We start from the raw sequence: 20,532 nt of genomic DNA, 5'->3' as shown, positions 1-20,532 counted from the left end.
AAAATTTTTTATCGCAAACGGTTGCAAAAGAAAACGTTATCTGCTATTATATTTATTGTCGAAATGAAAGAATGCGATTTCATTTTTTGATAATTTTATTACATTTATCTAGGAGTGTGATCTTATATGAGCGAAAAGGCGCAAAGTTCACAAGCAACAAAAGGTTTGCCTGACGTTAGTAAGAGTTTAATTTGGATGATAAACTTTGGATTCTTAGGAGTTCAAACAGCATTTACGTTACAAAGTTCGCAAATGTCGCGAATTTTCCAAACACTAGGTGCGGATCCTAATAGTCTTGGTTGGTTCTTTATTTTACCACCTTTAGCTGGCTTATTAGTGCAACCGGTTGTAGGGTATTATTCAGACCGTACATGGGCACCAAAATTAGGTGGTCGTAGATTGCCATATTTACTATTAGGTACATTAATTGCCGTTATTGTAATGATTTTATTGCCTAATTCTGGTAGTTTTGGTTTTGGATATGGTTCATTAGCAGCTTTGCTATTTGGTGCTATAACTGTTGCGTTCTTAGACGTTTCATCTAACATGGCTATGCAACCATTTAAAATGATGGTTGGTGATATGGTAAATGATGATCAAAAGAGTTATGCATATGGTATTCAAAGTTTCTTATCCAACACAGGGGCTGTAATCGCAGCTGTTCTTCCTTTCTTATTTGCATATATGGGATTAAAGAATACAGCTGCTAAAGGGGTTGTTCCTCAAACTGTTGTGGTAGCATTTTATGTAGGCGCTGCATTACTTATCATTACAAGTTTGTTTACCATCTTTAAAGTAAAAGAATATGATCCTGAAACATATGCTTTATATCATGGTATTTCTACAGAAGCAAATGAAGAAAAAGTTAGTTGGATTCAATTATTGAAGACAGCACCTAAAGCATTCTGGACAGTTACTTTAGTTCAATTCTTCTGCTGGTTTGCATTCCAATACTTGTGGACATATTCAGCTGGTGCAATTGCTGAAAATGTATGGCATACAACAAACGCAACATCTCAAGGATATCAAGCAGCTGGTAACTGGTATGGAGTTTTGGCAGCGGTTCAATCTATCGCAGCTGTTGTATGGTCATATGTATTAGCTAAAGTTCCTAATAAATATCACAAAGCAGGTTACTTCTCAAGTTTATTACTAGGTGCATTAGGATTCTTATCAATTTTCTTTGTTTCTAATCAATATGTTTTGATTGTTTCTTATATTCTTGTAGGTATTGCATGGGCAGGTATTAATACATATCCATTGACAATTGTTACAAATGCATTATCAGGAAATCACATGGGAACATACTTAGGTTTATTTAATGGTTCAATTTGTTTACCACAAATCGTTGCATCTTTACTAAGTTTTGGTCTATTCCCTCTACTAGGCGGACATCAAGCAAATATGTTCTTAGCAGCCGGAATTGTTTTAGCATTAGGTGCATTTTCAGTATTACTAATTAAAGAAACACATGAGGCATAATTTATGATAGAAGAAGAACATTTTGGATATATTGGAAATAAAGAAATTTCAAAATATATTCTAAAAAATAAGCAACAAACACGAGTTGGAATTTTAAATTTGGCAGGAATAATTCAAGAATTCTCAATAGTAGTAAATTCTAAGCGGAAAAATTTGGTTGTTAATTTTGACACACCTAATGAGTATGTAGAAAATAACTTTCAAATTTGTAAGCAAATAGGAAGAGTTGCTGGAAGAATAAAAGGTGCAAGTTTTGAACTTGATAATATGCAATATACAGTAGAAGCTAATGAAGGTTCTAATGCATTGCATGGAGGCTCACATGGTTTAAGCACCCAAATCTTGGATGCCAAAATTACAGGAAACACTTTAATCTTATTTACGAGATTAAAACATGAAGTAGATGGTTATCCAGGAGATATAGACTTGGAAATAAGTTATAGTTTGGATGATGATAATTGCTTGAGTGTGGGATATAAGGCTAAAGCAATTGGAAGTACAGTTTTTGATCCAACGGTGCATGTCTATTGGAGATTACCACAAGGGTTGAAGAATTCCAAGTTGATAATTCCTACTGGTCAACATGTAGAAACAGATGTGGAAAATATTCCAACTGGTAATTTTGATACGAATGAGAAGTATAATTTACAAAAAGAAAAATATTTATCAAATGTAATAGAAGAACTAAGATCTGATGAAATTGCAGGTTTAGACGATATCTATAAAGTTGATGCTAGTGACGATAAAGTGGTTGCTAGACTTACCAATATGGAAGATAATATTAATATAGATATTTTTAGTAATAGAAATGGACTGATTGTTTTTACAGCTGATCCTATAGATGTAGCTAATCATGACAAGGGTATTTACAATGCAGTGGCAACTGAAGCTCAAACAGTTTCTGATTCGTTGCATCATCCAGATTTTGGTGATATAAGGTTGTATGATGGTCAGGAAAAAAATTACGAAATAAAATATAAAGTAAGTATAGTTTGAAAGGAAGTCTAATTATGAAGAGAATATTTGAAGTTGATCCATGGAAAGTTATTTCTCATGAACTAAAGCCTGAAGATAAACGATTACAAGAAAGTATGACAAGTATTGGTAACGAATATATGGGTATGCGTGGGATGTTTGAAGAAAAATATTCTGGCGATACACATAAAGGTATCTATTTAGGTGGAGTTTGGTTCCCTGATAAGACAGTTGTTGGTTGGTGGAAAAATGGTTACCCACATTATTTTGGTAAAGTTATAAACGCTGTGGACTTTGTATCTGTTGATATTAAAGTAAATGGTGAATCCATTGACTTAGCTAAAGATAGTTATTCTGATTATGAAGTTAGTCTTGATATGAAGAAAGGTATTTTAACTCGTAGCTATGTAGTTGATAAAGATGGAGCTAAGGTAAAGGTAACATCTACTCGTTTTGTAAGTATTGCATTTAAAGAACTATATGCTAATAAATTAACTTTTGAAAATCTGGGCTCAGAACCTGTAACTTTAGAAGTTGATTCTGTAATTGATGCAGATGTATACAATGAAGATGCGAATTATGATGAACAATTCTGGAATGTTTTGAGTAAACAAGTATCTGCTAAAGATGGAAGATTAGTTGCACAAACAATTCTAAACAATTTTGGTACACCTCAATTTACTACTGAGATGGCAATGCATCATGTTACTGACATGGAAGCTAAAGGCTTAGGTAAAGAAGAAGACAAGCAAGTTGTTAATACTTTTGCTAAAGAATTGGCAGCTAATGAAAAAGTAGCATTTGAAAAACGTGTAATTGTTACAACATCTCGTGACTATGCAGATGAGAAAGATTTAGATGAAGCAACAAGTAAATTATTAGATTCACAAGCAGAAAAGACATTTAGTGAATTATTAACTGCCCATGAAGAAGCATGGGATAAGAGATGGGAAAAAGCTGACGTTAAGATTGAAGGCAGTGACGAGGCACAACAAGGTATTCGTTTCAACTTATTCCAACTATTCTCAACATACTATGGCGATGATGCTCGACTAAATATTGGACCAAAAGGCTTTACTGGTGAAAAGTATGGTGGTGCAACTTACTGGGATACAGAAGCATTTGCTGTTCCACTTTACTTAGCATTGGCTGATAAAGAAGTTACTCATAATCTTCTTGAATACCGTCATAATCAATTACCAGGTGCATACCATAACGCACAAGAACAAGGTCTAAAAGGTGCTTTATATCCAATGGTAACGTTTAATGGTATTGAATGCCATAATGAATGGGAAATTACTTTTGAAGAAATTCATCGTAATGGTACAATTGCATATGCTATTTACAACTATACACGTTATACTGGCGATGAAGAATATGTGACACATGATGGATTTGATGTTTTGACAGGTATTGCACGTTTCTGGGCAGATAGGGTGCATTACTCACAACGTAAGGGATTATACATGATTCATGGTGTAACAGGTCCTAATGAATATGAAAACAATGTAAATAATAACTGGTATACAAACATGCTTGCTAAATGGTGCTTGAATTACACTAATGAAATTGCAGATAAGGTTTCTGATGAAAAATTAGCTGAATTAGGACTTACTGAAGAAGAACGTAACAAGTGGCATGAAATTGCAGATAATATGTATCTACCAGAAGACAAGGAATTAGGAATCTTTGTACAACATGATACATTCTTAGATAAAGATTTAACACCAGTAGCTGATATTCCTGCTGATCAATTACCATTAAACCAAAATTGGTCATGGGATAAGATTTTAAGATCACCATATATCAAGCAAGGTGATGTAATGCAAGGAATTTGGTACTTTATCGATAAATTCCCAGAAGATGTTAAGAAACGCAACTTTGAATTCTACGAACCATTAACAGTACATGAATCTAGTTTATCTCCTTCTGTACACGCAATTATTGCTGCTGATTTGCACAAAGAAGATAAAGCTGTAGAAATGTATTCTAGAACTGCACGTCTTGATTTAGATAACTACAATAATGATACTAATGATGGATTGCATATCACATCAATGACTGGTTCTTGGTTAGCTATTGTTCAAGGATTTGCTGGTATGAGAGTAATTGATGATGAACTTCAATTCTCACCATTTGTACCAAAAGATTGGGAAGGTTATAACTTCCGTATTAACTTCCGTGACAGATTACTTGAAGTTACTGTAAATAAAGAAGGTTCATCTATTAAATTGCTAAAAGGCGATGATTTAACAATCAAGTTAAATGGTGAATCCTTGACATTAACAACAGAAAAGTAGGTGAATAGTTTGAAGGGTGTAGTATTTGATTTAGATGGTGTAATTACTGATACAGCTAAATTTCACTTTAAAGCTTGGAGTCAACTTGCAAAAGAAAAATTTGATTTAACTCTACCAGCTGAATTTGAAAGTAAGTTGAAGGGAATTAGTAGAATTGAATCTTTAGAAAGAATTTTGGAATTTGGCAATTTGAGTGATAAGTATACAAGTGATCAAGTAGCTGAAATGGCAAATGAAAAAAATACTTATTACGTAGCAGCAATTGATAGTCAATTAACTGAAAATGATATCTTACCAGGAGTAAAAAGATTACTTGATGAGTTGAAAGAACATGGCATGAAACTAGCAATAGCTTCTGCTTCTAAGAATGCTCCACATATTTTAGAAAAGCTAGGAATCATTGATGAGTTTGATGCAATTGCTGATCCAGCTAAGGTAGCTAAAGGCAAGCCAGCTCCAGATATCTTTATTGCAGGTGCTGAAGCAATTAATTTAGATCCTAAAGATTGTGTAGGCGTAGAAGATGCAGTGGCTGGAGTAGCTGCTATCAAGTCTGCAGGAATGGTTGCAGTTGCAGTTGGTGATAAGGATGAATTAAGCCAAGCTGATGAAGTTGTACCAAGTACACAAGATTTTAGTTATGAATTGTTTAATCAAGTGTGGAATAAAGTGAATAAGTAAATAAGAGAATAAGATGTGATTGAGAGAAGAAGATATTAACTGATTTTGGTTAATATCTTTTTTTTGCGTATAAAAATGAGGATCAGAGAAAGAACTCTAATCCTCATTTCTTTTAAATATTTGGATTCTTACGACCTATCATAGTAATTACAATTAAGGCAATAATTGATTCAATTGCAATATATAATCCGCGCAAAGCTAAATGAGTACCACCAAGCCAGAGATTAAAAATAATAGATACAATGACGATGCCTAAAATAGCAATCCACTGACCTTTATTAAAGGCGATGCCATATTTTTCTTCGCGTCGGCGAATAGAAGGTAAGATAGCACCTAAACCAATTAAAACTACGATTGCAACAATATTAATAATTAATTCATACCACCATGTATGACTGAATTGCTTAACATCTTGAGGTGTAATTCCCAAAATAGTAGCAATAGCAGTTACAGCAAGTAACAAGAAACCAACAATATAAGCCAGTTTGTCATTTTTTATGTAAACATATTCTGATGGATATTTAGCTGAATTTTTACGAACACGCATGAAGGCATAGAAAATCCAGCAGGTAACGCCAGGAGAAATAATACCGTTTAAATTCAAAAGCCAATTAAATACATCATTCATTTCTGGTAAGAATACCCCTAATAGCATGATGAAAGCTGATAATGAGCTAGTTAAAATATAGCCATTAATAGGTAAGCCATCGCTATTAGTTTTACGTAAGAATTTAGGCATGAATTTATCACCAGTGTCTGAGATTAACATACGCGTCATAGCATCTAATAGAACTGCTAGTAAAGCACACATATAAAGAACAGAAGTCCAAGCGTAGATGTACATGAATAATTTACCTACACCAAGTTGTTGTCCTAAAGCTTGAAAAGCATAGTAAGAACCGTTCATCTTTAAATCATTTGGTAAGTGATAAGCATTAAAATAGATACCTAATGCAAATGAACCAAAAATAGTTAAGAAAGCTGTCATGATTGATAAAGCGATCATTGCCTTAGGAAAATCACGTTTAGGTTGTTTCATCTTAGTAACATAAGGAGCAATGAGTTCGCAACCATTAACTGCATAGATTAACATACCAACAGTTGACCAGTATTTAAGATCAAATTTAGGGATAATTGTTTTCCAAGTCATAGGCTGAGTTGCCATATGACCGCCATTCTTAGCTAAACCAAAAAAAGCTAAAACAACAAACAAAATTGTCATAATGAACATCATACCGCCACCGATTGTTGAAAGGAGTTCCATTGAATTTTTCAAGTGACGTTGAATAAAAATAAATACGATGAAAATTAAAAAAGTCCAAAATGTAAATTCGGCATTAGACATTGTATCTTGAAATTTATTTGATCCAGTAAATGCCCAGCCAAAACCAACTACAACAGAATTTGCAGAATCAACTACGTAAGGTACGGAAGCAGCCCAATAAGTCCAAGCAGTGAAGTAACCGAGAAATTCTCCGTTAGTTCCACGAATCCATGAACTAAGACCACCACCTTCTTTATTAAAAATACCACCAAGTTGTCCAACGATTAAAGAATAAGGAATAACATATAAAAATAGCATCAAAACCCAGGAAGTAATAACAGTCATTCCTTGGTTTTGGAAATTATACATAATATCATCAAAACCGATAACAGTAACGAAAGCCATTAAAGTTAAGATAGGCCAAGAAATATAATTTTTACTATGTAAATTATCCATAAAATTTCCTCCTTTTTATAAAATAATAAGAACGCACGAATAAAAGAATATATTAAGATATACATTTATGCAAGATAAAAAATAAAAAAAGCAATTTATTAAGATTCGAATATAGGACCAATTTTTTAATTTATAAAAAATAGTCGTTTTCAAAATTAGAAATTACAGAAATTAGAAAATTGGTCCTATGTGGAAAATAAGAAAATACTAGTAAGGGGTGATAAATTATGTAGGGTAAAGTTATATGTTTAAACAATACAAATAACGCTTGAGAAAAATTTTTCCCAAGCGCATTTTAGCAGTATTGTTTTTATGCCCAGTCACCGTTTCTAAAAATAGGAATAATAGTACCATCTTCTTTGATACCATCAATATCCATATCAGCTGAGCCCATCATGAAGTCGACATGAGTTTGACTAATATTGATGCCGTGTTCCTTTAATTCTTCGTCTGACATTTTAGTACCGCCTTGAATTGAGAAAGGATAAGCAGCACCTAAAGCCATGTGGTTGCTTGCATTTTCATCAAATAAAGTATTAAAGAAAGTAATACCGGATTGTGAAATTGGCGATGGATCTGGAACTAATGAAACTTCTCCTAATGAAGTAGCACCATCGTCAGTTTTGATAAGTTCTTCTAAGATATTTTGTCCTTTATCAGCTGTGACTTTAGTAACTTTGCCATTTTCAAATTCAAAGTGCATATTTTCAATAATATTACCAGCATAGCTCAAAGGTTTAGTTGAACCGACATAACCGTCAATGTGACGAGCATCAGGTGCTGTGAAGACTTCTTCAGTTGGCATATTTGCCATAAACTCAATTCCAGCAGCGTTATAACTGCCAGCACCTTCCCAAATATGATTCTTTGGAAGTCCAACAGTAATATCAGTAATTGGCGATGTGTAATGAAGAGCTTTAAATTGCTCTTTATTTAACCAATCAGCTTTAGTACGTAAAGCTTCATCATGTTTCTTCCAAGCAACAATAGGATCTTCTTGATCGATGCGTGTAGTTTTAAAAATTTCTTCCCACAATTTGTCAACTGCTGCATCACCCTTTAAATCAGGGAAAACTTTTTCAGCCCATTTAACACCAGCTGCACCAACAACAGTCCAGCTTAAATCGTTATTTTGAGTGGCTTTTCGTACAACATTTAAAGCTTTACCATTAGCTTTTTGGAATGTAGATACACGATTATGATCTAATCCGTTAAAAGAATCAGGATCTTCAGAGATAACAGAAATACGTGCAGCTTTATTATCAGCAATATATTCAGCTTCTTTTACAAGATAGTCAGGAATATTTTCAAGACGTTCTTGATTGGCAAATTCTAAAAATTGACGAGAAGTAAATGTATCTGACCACTTAACCATAACTTCACTTGCCCCAGCAGCATATGCTTCTTTAACAATTAAGTGAGCTAATTCTTGTTGTTCAACGTTAATGTATAATACAACTGGTTGGTTTAGTTGGACATTTACACCAATTTTAACAATTAATTCAGCATATTTTTGTAGTTTTTCTTTAAAATTTGGAATTGTCATAACGGACCTCCATTCAAAGTAGATTTGTAAATTTAATATATCATAAATACCATAAAAACTGACAATAAAAGCACTGGATTTGTTATACTTTTAATGAAAACATATTTTGAAGAGGGACGGATGTTAATGAAAAAAATAAAAGTAATGACGGTTTTTGGAACAAGGCCAGAAGCAATAAAAATGGCACCGTTAGTATTGGAATTACAAAAACAAAGTCAGCGTTTTGAAGCAATTACAACAGTATCTGCACAACATCGCGAAATGTTAGACCAAGTTTTAGATATTTTTCATATCAAGCCTGACTATGATTTAAATATTATGCATGCCAGACAAACTTTAACTGATATAACTTCTAATGTACTAATCAATCTAGATAAAATCTTAAAAGAGGCTAAGCCGGATATTGTATTAGTTCATGGGGATACAACAACTACATTTGCTGCAAGTGTAGCAGCATTTTATAATCAAATACCTATTGGACATGTGGAAGCTGGACTTAGAACATGGGAAAAATATTCCCCATATCCTGAAGAAATGAATCGCCAAATGACAGATGCGATGACAGACTTGTATTTTGCTCCTACAACTCAAAGTAAAGCTAATTTGCTTAAAGAAAACCATAAAGAAGATAATATCTATATTACAGGAAATACAGCTATAGATGCACTTAAACAAACAGTAGATAAAGGGTATCACCATGATATTCTAGATAAGGTTTCTCCTGATAATAAATTAATTTTACTAACAATGCATCGTCGCGAAAATCAGGGAGAACCTATGAGACGTGTGTTTAAAGTAATTCGTGAAGTAGTTGAATCAAGAGAAGATGTAGAAGTTATTTATCCAGTTCATTTAAGTCCGGCAGTTCAAGAAGCAGCAAAAGAAATTTTAGGAAATACAGAAAGAATACACTTGATTTCACCACTTGATGTTGTTGACTTTCATAATTTAGCAGCTAGAAGTTACTTTATTATGACAGATTCTGGTGGTGTTCAAGAAGAAGCACCTTCATTAGGTAAACCGGTATTAGTATTGAGAGATACAACTGAACGTCCAGAGGGTGTAGAAGCAGGTACTTTAAAATTAGTCGGTACAGAGTCTGAAAAAGTAAAGGAAGAAATGGAAAAGTTGCTAGATAATGATGCTGAATATCAAAGAATGGCACAAGCAAAGAATCCATATGGCGATGGAAAGGCATCGGAACGAATTTTAGATGCAATTGCGTATTATTTTGGTGTGACAGATAAAAAGCCAATAGAGTTTGAATAATAGTAATAGGACTAGTTGTTTTCTGACGACTAGTTTTATTTTTTTACAATTTGTGAAAAAGATATCAATCTGTACTATTAAAATACTTTTGTGAAAAAATACACTTGAAATTAATCAACAATTGCATTATAGTAGTTACTGTAAGGTACTACTATAAGGAGGTGAAGATCAAATGCTTGATATATCAACAATTATGAGAAAATATGGGTTCAATGAATCAGAAATAAAAGTTTATCTCACCTTAATTAATCATGAACAGATGACAGGGTATGAAGTTAGCAAATTATCTGGTGTGGCTCGTTCAAAAGTTTACAATGTCTTAGAAAATTTAATACAAAAGAATATGGTTTTAGTAAATCAAACAGAAAATAAGATGTACCGTGCAATTCCTACAGATGAATTTTTAGCAAGACTTGAGCATATTTTTAAGAATGACTTAAAAAATCTGAAGCAAGGCTTTAAAGAGATTAAAGAACCTAAACGAGATGCTGGACACCTTTGGAAGATTAATGATTACACAAGTATGATTGAAAAAATAAAATATGTTATCAGTAACGCAAAAGAAAGTATATATATTCAAATATGGACTTCTGATATTGATGATGAGCTGATTAATTTAATAAAATTGGCAGAAAAACGACTTACTAAAGTAGTTATTATTTTGTTCAAAGATAGTGAAGATAATTTTGATTTTAAAAATATGTATTACCATGGTTTTGAAAAGGATAAGTTATCAGATTTCGGTTCTCGTTGGATTAATGTTGTTGCAGATAACAAGCAAGTAGTGTACGGCACTATTAATCATTATACAACAAATGTAATTTGGACAGAAAATACAGCTATGATAAGTTTAGCTTCAGAATATGTAAAACATGATGCGTATACTTTGAAGATTTTTAGAGATTTACCGGAAGATCTAAAGAAAGAGTATGGTGTGGATTTTGAAGGAGTAAGGGAAATTTATTGAGAGGATAGTGAAAGAAAATGGTTAGGTATATATTATTAACAATGGTTGTAATTGTAAACGGATACTTTGCAACTGTATTTATCCGTGATTTATTGAAACATAAGCAGGAATTTAAGGAAGAACCAGCTGATTCCAAATGGTTAGCATTGTCATCATTTATTATATTCTTTTTATCAACATTTGGAATTTCTGATTTTGCAATTGGTACTGTTCTATATCAAAAAGCTAAATGGGTAAGCATGAAAAAATTGCCAGGAACTTTGAATACAGAATGCGTAATACCTGTAGCAGTTATGGCTTTGAGCTATATTACTGGAATATCAGTTGGTATCAAAACTTTATTGGTTTGTATCATTTGCCAAGTTATCGGTGCATATTTAGGACCACGTTTTGTAGTTAAATTGCCAGAAAAAACCATTAAAGTTTTTGTAGGGATTGGTTTAATTATCGCTTCACTTTTGATCGTTGCTGGTCAGTTAAAATTAATTCCTTCAAATGGGACTGCAACAGAATTATATGGTTGGAAACTGATTTTAGCAGGATTTTTACTTTTTGTATATGGTGCGTTGAATAACATTGGGATTGGATCATATGCGTTGACAATGGTGACAGTATATTTACTAGGATTAAATCCAATTGCAGCTTTTCCTATTATGATGGGGGCATGTACATTCTCTGTTCCGGTTGGTTCAGTTCAATTTATTAAATTGGATGACTATAGTAGAAAAATAACTCTATTCACTGCAACTTTTGGGGTGTTAGGTGTATTAGTAGCTGTATTCTTGGTAAAGCAACTAAATACATATCTTTTAAATTGGTTAGTAGTAATTGTCTTGCTATATAGTGCCTATACTATGTTATCAAAGCAAAAAGAAGAAGCTTAGGGAGGAAATATAAATGTTAATTTTAAAAAAAGATGATATAAAAAAGTGTTTTACAATGAGAGATGCGATTGAAGCAGATAAAGAAGCTTTAGAGATATATTCTGAAGGAAAAGCTAAGGTGCCATTAAGAACCAATATTGATATAGATGAAAAAAATGGACAAAATCTTTATATGCCAGCTTATGTTGGAGGAAACCAAGCTGCTGCTGGATTAAAAATCGTTTCTGTTTATCCTGATAATATTTCTAAGGGTTTACCAAGTGTGCCAGCGACAGTAATAACTTTAGATGCTGATACTGGAGAATTAGGTGCGGTAATTGAAGGTACTTATTTGACACAGTTAAGAACGGGGGCTGTTCAAGGTGCAGCCACAGAGTTATTAGCTAGAAAAGATGCTAAAGTTGGAGCTTTGATAGGGACTGGTGGACAAGCAGCAACACAACTAGAAGCAATGATAGAAGTTAGAGATTTAGAAGAAATTAGAATTTTTGATATAGATTTTAGCAGGGCTAAAAAGTTTGCTGAATTAATGGCAGATAAATTCAATAAAAATATTTATCCATGTCAAACTGCTAAAGAATGTGTTGAAAATGCCGATATTATTACAACAGTTACTACTTCAAAACGTGCAACTTTCAATGATGAATGGATTAAACCAGGAGCACATATTAATGGGATTGGAGCATATACGCCAGAAATGTGTGAAATACCATGTGAAACAATAAAAAGAGCTAAAACCATTGTTTTTGATACCCTTGATGGAGTTTGGCAAGAAGCTGGTGATTTTATTCAACCATTAAATAAAGGTGAAATTAGTAAAGATATGATTACTGGTGAGTTAGGACAATTAGTGGCAGGAAAAATAAAAGGTAGAACTAGTGATGATGAAATAACTATTTTTAAAACAGTTGGAACAGCTGTTTTAGATGTTTATATTGCAGATAAGATTGTAAAAAAAGCACAAGCTAATGGATATGGACACGAGTTTGAATTAAATTAAAGAGTTAGCAATTAAAAAAGGAAGCAAAGATCAAAAAAATCTTTGCTTCCTTTTAACATTATTTTTTCTTAAATTTAGTATATATCAAACTAATTACTAAAAGAATTAATCCAACGATTGAGGTAATCATCCCTAGTTTCAAACCTGGAATATTATAGACTAATTTAACTTTATGTGTGCCTTGAGGGAGTTTTAATCCTACAAAAGCTTGGTTAGTTCTAATAACAGGAGCTTTTTTTCCATCTACTGTGGCAGTCCAACCGGTAGAATAAGGAATTGAAGAAGTTAATATTCCAGTGCGATTAGTAGTTATTTTTCCTTCAAGACCGTGCTTATTGAATTTTAAGTTTTGAAGTGCATGTTTTTGAATTTTAGCTACTTCTTTATCGTAACTAGTATTTAATGGTTCAGCATAAACCTTTAATTTAAAACTATAAGTTCCCATTTTTGAAGGAGTAAGTTTTAAAGTTTCCGGTAAATTCTTGAAATATCCCATATTCATGGTTCCACTGTTTACGATTTTAAAGAATGAAGTTTTGCTTTGACGAGGTTGAGCAATTGTTTCAGTTCCAAGATTAGAGCTGATATTTAAAGCATAACTCATATCAGGTGATCCCTTCAAAACATGATATCTAAAGTATTTATAGTAGGCCAATTTTTCATTAGCAGCTAGGAGACCATTAGTTAGATCATCTGTTTGATTTTTTTCTTCCAGTGCAATTTGTTTCTTGAAAGAAAATGGAGTGTACTTGATATCATTTATTTCAACATGTAATTCTACATTTTGAGGAAGATTATTCTTTTCCTTCAATTTATCTAATTGTAAAACAAGTTTGTAAGTTTCATTAGCATCAAGTTTTTCTAAGTTATTAGTATCAATAACATTTCCACGACTAGAAACCAATACATAAGGAATGTCAATTACATCAGTATTGGAAATTTTAGCTTTTTTCAATCCTTTGGCATTATTACTAGATGTAAAGACTGCCTTACTTAATAAGCGTTCCTTTTGAGAGACACTGAGTTTATCGTAATTCTTAGGAGTGATAGCAGTATCTTGCCAATAAAGCAAAGGAAAATTATTTTTAGTAGCATATCTACGTGTTTGTTGGTTTTTACTAGAATTTTGGTTTACATCATAGATTAAACGAGTAGTTTTATCGAGATGATAACCATATGGAATTTTAGTATCATTTTCTTGATTCAACTGAGTAAATAAATATTTAACTCCTAAAAAGTTTAAGATCACTGAGCGGTCATCAAACTGTTGCAGAGGCACATTAGTTTCATATTGGACATTTTGCATATTTAAAGCAAACTGACCTATATATTTGTTTTGTAAGGAATAATATGAACTAAGTCCATGCAATTTTTCGTTAAGAGTGTTATACATTTTAAAGTCTTCACCTAAGTAATAGTTATTACTAATAGTAGAAACTTTAAAAGTATTATCATTATCAATATCTGAATCTAAACCAGCATAACGTTGATTTTGCAATTTATCATAAGCACCAGCTGGTAACATTTCATTAGCAAAACCTCCATTATAAGGTGTTTCAAAATAAATAGCATTTAAAATAACATTTAACAATACTAAAATATTTGTCCATCGATAAGCGTGTTTATAATCAATGAAACGTAACCAAAAAATCAAACCTAAAAATACAAATAAGAAGATGATAGGAATAAATAATTTTTCACTATTTTGGAAATAATAATTAATACCTACAATACTGATATAAATAGCAGTAGTAATTGTAATGTACTTTAACATTTTTGGAGATAGTTTCTTAACATGTTCTAGTAAAATACATACAGATAATGAAACTGGTAAGCAAAGCATTAGAGTCCAACGATTTGAAGGAGACATTAAACCATTGAATGCTGCACCAAAAGCGGGGAATAAAAGCATAATCCCACTAAGGATGAAGATAGCAGTCATAACTGGATATTTTCGATACTTAGCAAGGACATAAATTACTCCGAAAAAGGCGATGCTAGAAAAACCTAAAGCACTCCAAAAGTAAAAATCACGGTTTCCACCATTAATTAGCTGCGATGGTAAGGCTAAGTAATAGTAAAGTGGATAAAATTTTAACCCATTGGCGAAAGTACTTCCAGCTCGAGTAGAGTTTTGTACTGCAAGTAATTCAGGGATTAAAAGTACAGAGCTCAGTAACAAACTTAAAATAGTAGAACCTGCGAGCTTCCGAAATACTAAGAAGTAATTTAAAGTCTTACGATAAGTGAAAAAGACTCGAATTACTAAATAAATCATAGCTCCAATACCTAAAATAAAGGCAAAATAAAAGTTATTGATTAACATCCAAGTGAATGCAAATGTCAGCAGCCAAGCGGATTTTTCTTGCAAAACTTTTTCTAAACCTAAGATAATTAGTGGAAAAATTATGAATGCAGTTGTGAAAAAAGGTTGTGCAACGTTGGCGTATAAAAGATACGCATTAAAAATATAAACCATCGCTCCTGGAATAATAACTGACTTTTTCAAGTCGAAATGATTAGCAAAATATGTAAAAGCTAATCCAGCAAAATATAATCGTAAAATAATCATTAACTGATAAGCAAAAATTATTTTATTTGCAGGAAATAGTAGGGTTAGGTAAGCAAAGATATCTCCAACTGTATAATAAGAATAAATTTGAAAAGTATCAGCACCTAATCCGTATTTCCAAGACCAAGTCGTTATACCAGAAAAGGGATGGTGTAAAAATTCAATTAAAGCTTTGCGATAATTAATTAATAGAGGTAAATGTTGTTGAGAACCATCTATTTGCCAAATTAATGAATGGCCTGAAAAATAATAGGAGCCATAAACAAAAAAAGCGACTATCGCAAATGAAATTGAATACCAAATAAATAGTTTTTTGAAATCTTTTTTTTCAAATGAGAAATTCACGAAAGAAAACCTCCTAATATGCTCACAACATATTTTACCGTAATTAGTAAAAAGTGTGAATGATTAGGAGGTTTTTAAAAGAATATTTAATTAATCTCGTTTTTTAAAAATGAAAAATTTACTAAAAAAGTAATTCAGAACTACGATTACTACTTGGTCAATAAGTTTAGTCAAACTACTATTAGCATGCAGTAAAGAAATACCAACAAACATAATACTCGCATCAATGAAATAGGAAAGAATTCTATAGAAGAAAAAAGACCACATTTCAATGAAAAAAGCTTTAACAGTTGTATATTTTGAGCCAAAAACCCAAACTTTATTGGTGAAAAATGCAAATAAAACAGATAAGAACCAAGCAATAAAATTAGCCACTTGGTAGTTCCAATGCAAACCAGAGTCAAAAATGAAAAATACAACAAAGTTAATTAATGTTGTTAATCCTCCAAAAAATAAGTAGGCAATTACGCTTTGATATTTTTTGAAAAGCTTGAAAATCATTAATTTTCCTCCAATTTAGCAGCAAATTCACCGGCAAAGTTTTCTAAGATTTCAATATCTTCATCTGAATCAGGTGCAAGATTAATTTTTACATTTTCAGCACCCTTAGTAGCACCAGCCTTAGCTAATTGTGTTCCAAAATCGTCAACAGCTGTACAGAAGTATTCACCATAGAATGTATCGCCTGAACCTGCAACACCATAAACTTTACCTGATAGATCAACATCTGCCAAATCTTCATAGAAGTCCATTCCTTCATCAGGTAATGCCCCTTCGTCATATGTGTAAGGACATACAATAACACCATCGAACTCTTCTAGGTCAAAAGCATCAACTTGTGAAATTTCTTCAACGTCAACTGTAATTCCTTTGTTTTCTAATGCTTCTGCGATAATATCAGCAACATCTTCATTATTTCCTGTAATTGTTGCAAATACAACTTTTACACTAGCCATTTAAAAGCCCTTCTTTCGTAAAATTACAATAATTATTTCATTTCCATATTATAACAGATATTTCAGAATAGGTTGTTAAAATTTCCAATCATCACAAATTAAGCGATAAGTGCTATAATAGATTAGTCGGAAATGATTTATTGGAGGAAGAATATAATGATTACTTTAAAATCACCACGTGAAATTAAAGAAATGCAAAAATCAGGTCAAATTTTAGCTGGAATGCATATTGGCTTGAGAGATATTATCAAACCCGGAATTTCTAGTTGGGAAATTGAAAAATTTGCTAGAAAATATTTTAAAGAACACGATGCGATTGCAGAACAAATTGGTTTTGAAGGTTATAAGTATGCCACATGTGTAAGTGTTAATGATGAAATTTGCCATGGTTTTCCACGAAAGAACTTAATATTAAAGGATGGAGATTTGGTTAAGGTAGATACAGTTGTTAACTATCACGGAGCTATGAGTGACTCTTGCTGGAGTTATGTTGTAGGTAAGTCTACTCCTGAAATTGACAGACTAATGGAAGTTACAAAGAATGCTTTGTATTTAGGGATTGAACAAGCACAAGTTGGAAATAGAATTGGTGACATTGGTGCTGCTATCCAACATTATGTCGAAGATGAAAATGGATATGGCGATGTACGTGAATTTATAGGACATGGTATTGGACCCACAATGCATGAAAGTCCTAATGTCCCTCATTATGGCGAAGCTGGACAAGGTGTCCGCTTAAAAGAAGGTATGACAATTACAATCGAACCAATGGTAAATATTGGTGGTTGGGAAGCAGAAATGGATGATCCTAACGGTTGGACAGCACGTACAGCAGATGGTAGTTTATCTTGCCAATATGAACATACTATTGCAATCACTAAGGATGGTCCTAAGATTTTGACTTCTCAAGATCCTGAAAGAGATAAAAAATATCTATTGGACGATTAGTATAAAAAAGTAAGTACTTATTGTTTTTTAGCAATTAAGTACTTATTTTTTTATGAAAGCCCTTATTTTAATCTTGTAAATCTCGCTATTATTGGTATAATCAGTAAGGAGAGTATATAAACATTTATTGTTGATATACTAACTTAAATTTAAGGAGTCTACGAAAGATATGAAAGTAAGAAAAGCTGTTATTCCTGCTGCAGGTTTGGGGACACGTTTTTTACCTGCTACAAAGGCATTAGCTAAAGAAATGTTTCCTATTATTGATAAACCAACAATTCAATATATTGTTGAAGAAGCTAAAAAATCTGGCATTGAAGATATTTTAGTTGTTACCGGAAAGGGTAAGCGTCCAATTGAAGATCATTTTGATTCAGTACCAGAATTGGAACAAAATCTAACAGAAAAAGGAAAGACAGAATTACTTCGATTAGTACAGCAAACAACAGATATTAATTTGTACTTTATTCGCCAATCACATCCACGTGGCTTGGGTGATGCTGTATTAATGGCAAAAGATTTTGTAGGTAACGAACCATTCGTTGTTATGTTAGGTGATGACCTTATGGAAGATAAGGTTCCTTTGACTAGACAATTAATTGATCGTTATGAAAAAACACATGCTTCAACATTAGCTGTAATGAAAGTACCTCATGAAGAAGTAAATAAGTATGGTGTAATTGATCCAGCTGCAGAAACTCAACCAGGTTTGTTTGATGTTAAGCAATTTGTTGAAAAACCAGATGTTGACAAGGCCCCAAGTGATTTAGCAATCATTGGTCGTTACTTATTAACACCTGAAATTTTCGATATGCTTGAAACACAAAAGCCAGGTGCTGGTAATGAAATCCAATTAACTGATGCTATTGACCGTTTAAACAAGATTCAAAGAGTATTTGCACATGAATTTAAGGGTCAACGTTATGATGTAGGTTATAAGTTTGGATATTTGAAGACATCTATTCAATTCGGTTTACGTCATCCTGAAGTAAGAGATGAATTGAAAGAATATATCAAAGAACTTTCTAAGAAGATTAAATAATACTATTTATTATTTTTATAGGAGTCTGAAAAGATTTTGTTTCTTTTCAGGCTTTTTAATTTTATAATAGGTTAGGTATGTTAATTAATCTAATTAATTTTTTAGAGGTGAAAATTTTGAAAAAGATACATAAGAAAAAAAGAAGATGGATAGCTTATTCCATTATCTCAGTAATTCTTATCGCTATTTTGTTAGTGATGGTAACTCCTGTAAAGGGAATAATTGTTAAGCGAGCAATGCCAACTGCAGCGATGCAGAAAGCAGAATATGAAAGTAACAAAAAAGTTGCGCGTGAAAAATATGGAGTAAAAGTTACTAAAAAAGAATCTGAACCAAAGAAAAATAATGAAGAAGCAAGTTTTGAAACAGATACAATGAGTAGTAGTAGTTCTAAAAAATCTAAGTATATTACTTATACAGTTAAAGCAGGCGATAATTTGACAATGCTTGCGGAAGAATACAATACAACGATTGAAGAAATTATGCAGGTTAATGGATTGACTCAAAGAACTGTTTCAACAGGAACTACACTAAAAATACCAAAGAATAGTGTACGTTAAAAATATTGAAAGTAATGATGAATTTGAAAGAAAAATTACATAAATTTCGTGATTTATTTCTCTTAATTGTTGAACGTGCGAGTGAAGCGAATATAAATAGTACATCTATAACAATTGCTTACTATGCATTATTAGCGATCTTACCTACAATCATTTTGTTAGGAAATATTCTTTCGATAATTAATTTAAAAGAAGCAGATGTTTTAAGTGGATTACAAGTAATAGTTCCAAGTAATGTTTTTACGACTTTAAAACCAATTATTGAGACCATGCTAAAGAAAGGTTCAGGTGGAATTGCCTCTGTTAGTGGTATTTTAGCACTGTGGGCGGTTAGTCGAGGAATAAATGCTTTAAAAAATGGTTTAAATATGGCATATGGAGTAGGTAAGGGAACTGGAACAGGTGCAGTATTAGGAAGAATATTCTCTATTTTTATTACAGTAGTTTTAGGATTGTTAATAGTTGCGCTATTTTTAGTATTTAGTTTTGGACAGATAGCTTTGGATTATATTACACCTTTGTTGAATCTTTCTACTAATTGGATAGATTTATTTATGCGTTGGAAATGGCCAACAGCTGCAATTGGTATTTTTGTAATTATAATACTGATCTACATACTAATCCCCAACGCTAAATTACATTTTATTTTAGTATTACCGGGAGCTATTTTAGCAACAATAGGTTGGCTGGGATTATCGCAAGGCTTTTCTATTTATGTTAGATACTTTACGCGGACTTTGTTAAGTTATGAAGCCCTAGGTACATTTATAGTTCTGTTATTATGGTTAAATTATACCGGTTGGGTAATAATGCTAGGTTCGGTAGTAAATGCAGGTTTAGAATATTATTTCTTTGGCGAAGTAAAGACTAAGAGTAGTACAATAAGAAAAATTTTTCAGTAAAAGTAGCTATTAATTGATGAAATATTCAATTTTAATAGCTATTTTTAGTATCCTAAAAAAATTCAAAAAAATTTTCTGATGATTAAACCGAAGTATTTGAGTGGAAAGTAGAGTTTGTTTGTGGTTTTGAGATTAAAATGGTGATAGTGAATCAAAATGAAACTGTTTTTAAATTATAAAATACGAACTTTGTGATTTTGGATACCCGAAATACCTTGAAATAAAGGGGTTGACGAATAGTATTGAAGTCGGTATAGTAGATTATGCTGTTAGGGCAGATGAGTTGTTCTAACCAAGTATATGATCTTTGAAAACTAAACAAAGTTTCGATGAAACAAATGTGCAGGGCTTCTATAAAGAAGCAAAAACATTTGCGAAGTCAA

The 20,532-nt window shown here is 32.2% G+C and carries 17 protein-coding genes; 12 read left to right on the top strand and 5 right to left on the bottom strand.

Annotation, left to right across the window (positions count from 1 at the left end; translation table 11 throughout):
• Positions 1-126 precede the first annotated feature (126 nt).
• From OZJ21_RS08305 to pgmB, 4 genes are read left to right on the top strand one after another with little or no spacing between them, the layout of a single operon-like run.
• Complete coding sequence (locus tag OZJ21_RS08305; protein ID WP_099460296.1) at positions 127-1,482, top strand: SLC45 family MFS transporter; 1,356 nt, start codon at positions 127-129, stop codon at positions 1,480-1,482.
• Positions 1,483-1,485: 3 nt separating this feature from the next.
• Entirely contained in the window at positions 1,486-2,478 is a 993-nt protein-coding gene (locus OZJ21_RS08300) for an aldose epimerase family protein (RefSeq protein ID WP_004563814.1), read from the top strand.
• A 14-nt stretch (positions 2,479-2,492) separates the two neighbouring features.
• Positions 2,493-4,757, top strand: coding sequence for a glycoside hydrolase family 65 protein (locus tag OZJ21_RS08295; protein ID WP_268857658.1), 2,265 nt, complete (start codon positions 2,493-2,495; stop codon positions 4,755-4,757).
• A 9-nt stretch (positions 4,758-4,766) separates the two neighbouring features.
• A complete protein-coding gene (gene pgmB / locus OZJ21_RS08290) occupies positions 4,767-5,438 on the top strand; it encodes a beta-phosphoglucomutase (RefSeq protein ID WP_003705156.1) in 672 nt (223 codons plus the stop codon).
• A gap of 112 nt (positions 5,439-5,550) precedes the next feature.
• Here the strand turns inward: pgmB and OZJ21_RS08285 are convergent, their stop codons facing one another.
• Together OZJ21_RS08285 and OZJ21_RS08280 are read right to left on the bottom strand one after the other, a co-directional pair.
• On the bottom strand, positions 5,551-7,158 hold the full coding sequence (locus OZJ21_RS08285) for an APC family permease (protein WP_268857657.1): 1,608 nt from the start codon (positions 7,156-7,158) through the stop codon (positions 5,551-5,553).
• Between the two features lie 310 nt (positions 7,159-7,468).
• The gene (locus OZJ21_RS08280) at positions 7,469-8,704 is read right to left on the bottom strand and encodes an aminopeptidase (protein ID WP_268857656.1); all 1,236 of its coding nucleotides are present in this window, start codon (positions 8,702-8,704) and stop codon (positions 7,469-7,471) included.
• A gap of 126 nt (positions 8,705-8,830) precedes the next feature.
• On the opposite strand from OZJ21_RS08280, the gene wecB reads away from it, so the two are divergent.
• The 4 genes from wecB (at position 8,831) to OZJ21_RS08260 (ending at position 12,824) form a co-directional block, all read left to right on the top strand.
• Entirely contained in the window at positions 8,831-9,973 is a 1,143-nt protein-coding gene (gene wecB, locus OZJ21_RS08275; protein ID WP_172435619.1) for a non-hydrolyzing UDP-N-acetylglucosamine 2-epimerase, read from the top strand.
• A 172-nt stretch (positions 9,974-10,145) separates the two neighbouring features.
• On the top strand, positions 10,146-10,940 hold the full coding sequence (locus tag OZJ21_RS08270) for a TrmB family transcriptional regulator (RefSeq protein WP_099460292.1): 795 nt from the start codon (positions 10,146-10,148) through the stop codon (positions 10,938-10,940).
• Between the two features lie 17 nt (positions 10,941-10,957).
• Positions 10,958-11,824, top strand: a complete 867-nt coding sequence (locus tag OZJ21_RS08265; RefSeq protein ID WP_003703062.1) for a sulfite exporter TauE/SafE family protein — start codon at positions 10,958-10,960, stop codon at positions 11,822-11,824.
• A 13-nt stretch (positions 11,825-11,837) separates the two neighbouring features.
• The gene (locus OZJ21_RS08260; protein WP_004564308.1) at positions 11,838-12,824 is read left to right on the top strand and encodes an ornithine cyclodeaminase family protein; all 987 of its coding nucleotides are present in this window, start codon (positions 11,838-11,840) and stop codon (positions 12,822-12,824) included.
• 58 nt (positions 12,825-12,882) lie between these two features.
• Here OZJ21_RS08260 and OZJ21_RS08255 read toward each other — a convergent pair whose 3' ends face one another.
• The 3 genes from OZJ21_RS08255 to OZJ21_RS08245 all read right to left on the bottom strand — a co-directional run bounded on the left by OZJ21_RS08255 (position 12,883) and on the right by OZJ21_RS08245 (position 16,697).
• On the bottom strand, positions 12,883-15,741 hold the full coding sequence (locus OZJ21_RS08255; protein ID WP_004564309.1) for a YfhO family protein: 2,859 nt from the start codon (positions 15,739-15,741) through the stop codon (positions 12,883-12,885).
• 90 nt (positions 15,742-15,831) lie between these two features.
• On the bottom strand, positions 15,832-16,242 hold the full coding sequence (locus OZJ21_RS08250; RefSeq protein ID WP_003705139.1) for a GtrA family protein: 411 nt from the start codon (positions 16,240-16,242) through the stop codon (positions 15,832-15,834).
• The gene (locus OZJ21_RS08245; RefSeq protein WP_004564311.1) at positions 16,242-16,697 is read right to left on the bottom strand and encodes a flavodoxin; all 456 of its coding nucleotides are present in this window, start codon (positions 16,695-16,697) and stop codon (positions 16,242-16,244) included. The genes OZJ21_RS08250 and OZJ21_RS08245 overlap by 1 nt, the downstream gene beginning before the upstream one ends.
• A 156-nt stretch (positions 16,698-16,853) precedes the next feature.
• Between OZJ21_RS08245 and map the strand changes: the two genes are divergently transcribed.
• The 4 genes from map (at position 16,854) to OZJ21_RS08225 (ending at position 20,149) form a co-directional block, all read left to right on the top strand.
• Complete coding sequence (map, locus tag OZJ21_RS08240; RefSeq protein WP_003705135.1) at positions 16,854-17,645, top strand: type I methionyl aminopeptidase; 792 nt, start codon at positions 16,854-16,856, stop codon at positions 17,643-17,645.
• Between the two features lie 169 nt (positions 17,646-17,814).
• Complete coding sequence (gene galU / locus OZJ21_RS08235) at positions 17,815-18,687, top strand: UTP--glucose-1-phosphate uridylyltransferase GalU (RefSeq protein WP_003702763.1); 873 nt, start codon at positions 17,815-17,817, stop codon at positions 18,685-18,687.
• A gap of 107 nt (positions 18,688-18,794) precedes the next feature.
• Entirely contained in the window at positions 18,795-19,247 is a 453-nt protein-coding gene (locus OZJ21_RS08230; protein WP_224757496.1) for a LysM peptidoglycan-binding domain-containing protein, read from the top strand.
• 17 nt (positions 19,248-19,264) lie between these two features.
• Entirely contained in the window at positions 19,265-20,149 is an 885-nt protein-coding gene (locus OZJ21_RS08225; RefSeq protein WP_069469104.1) for a YihY/virulence factor BrkB family protein, read from the top strand.
• Positions 20,150-20,532: the final 383 nt, after the last annotated feature.

The organism is Ligilactobacillus sp. UO.C109 (assembly GCF_026847815.1).
Taxonomy (GTDB): Bacteria; Bacillota; Bacilli; order Lactobacillales; family Lactobacillaceae; genus Ligilactobacillus; species Ligilactobacillus salivarius.
This window is presented reverse-complemented; position numbering and strand designations above follow the sequence as displayed.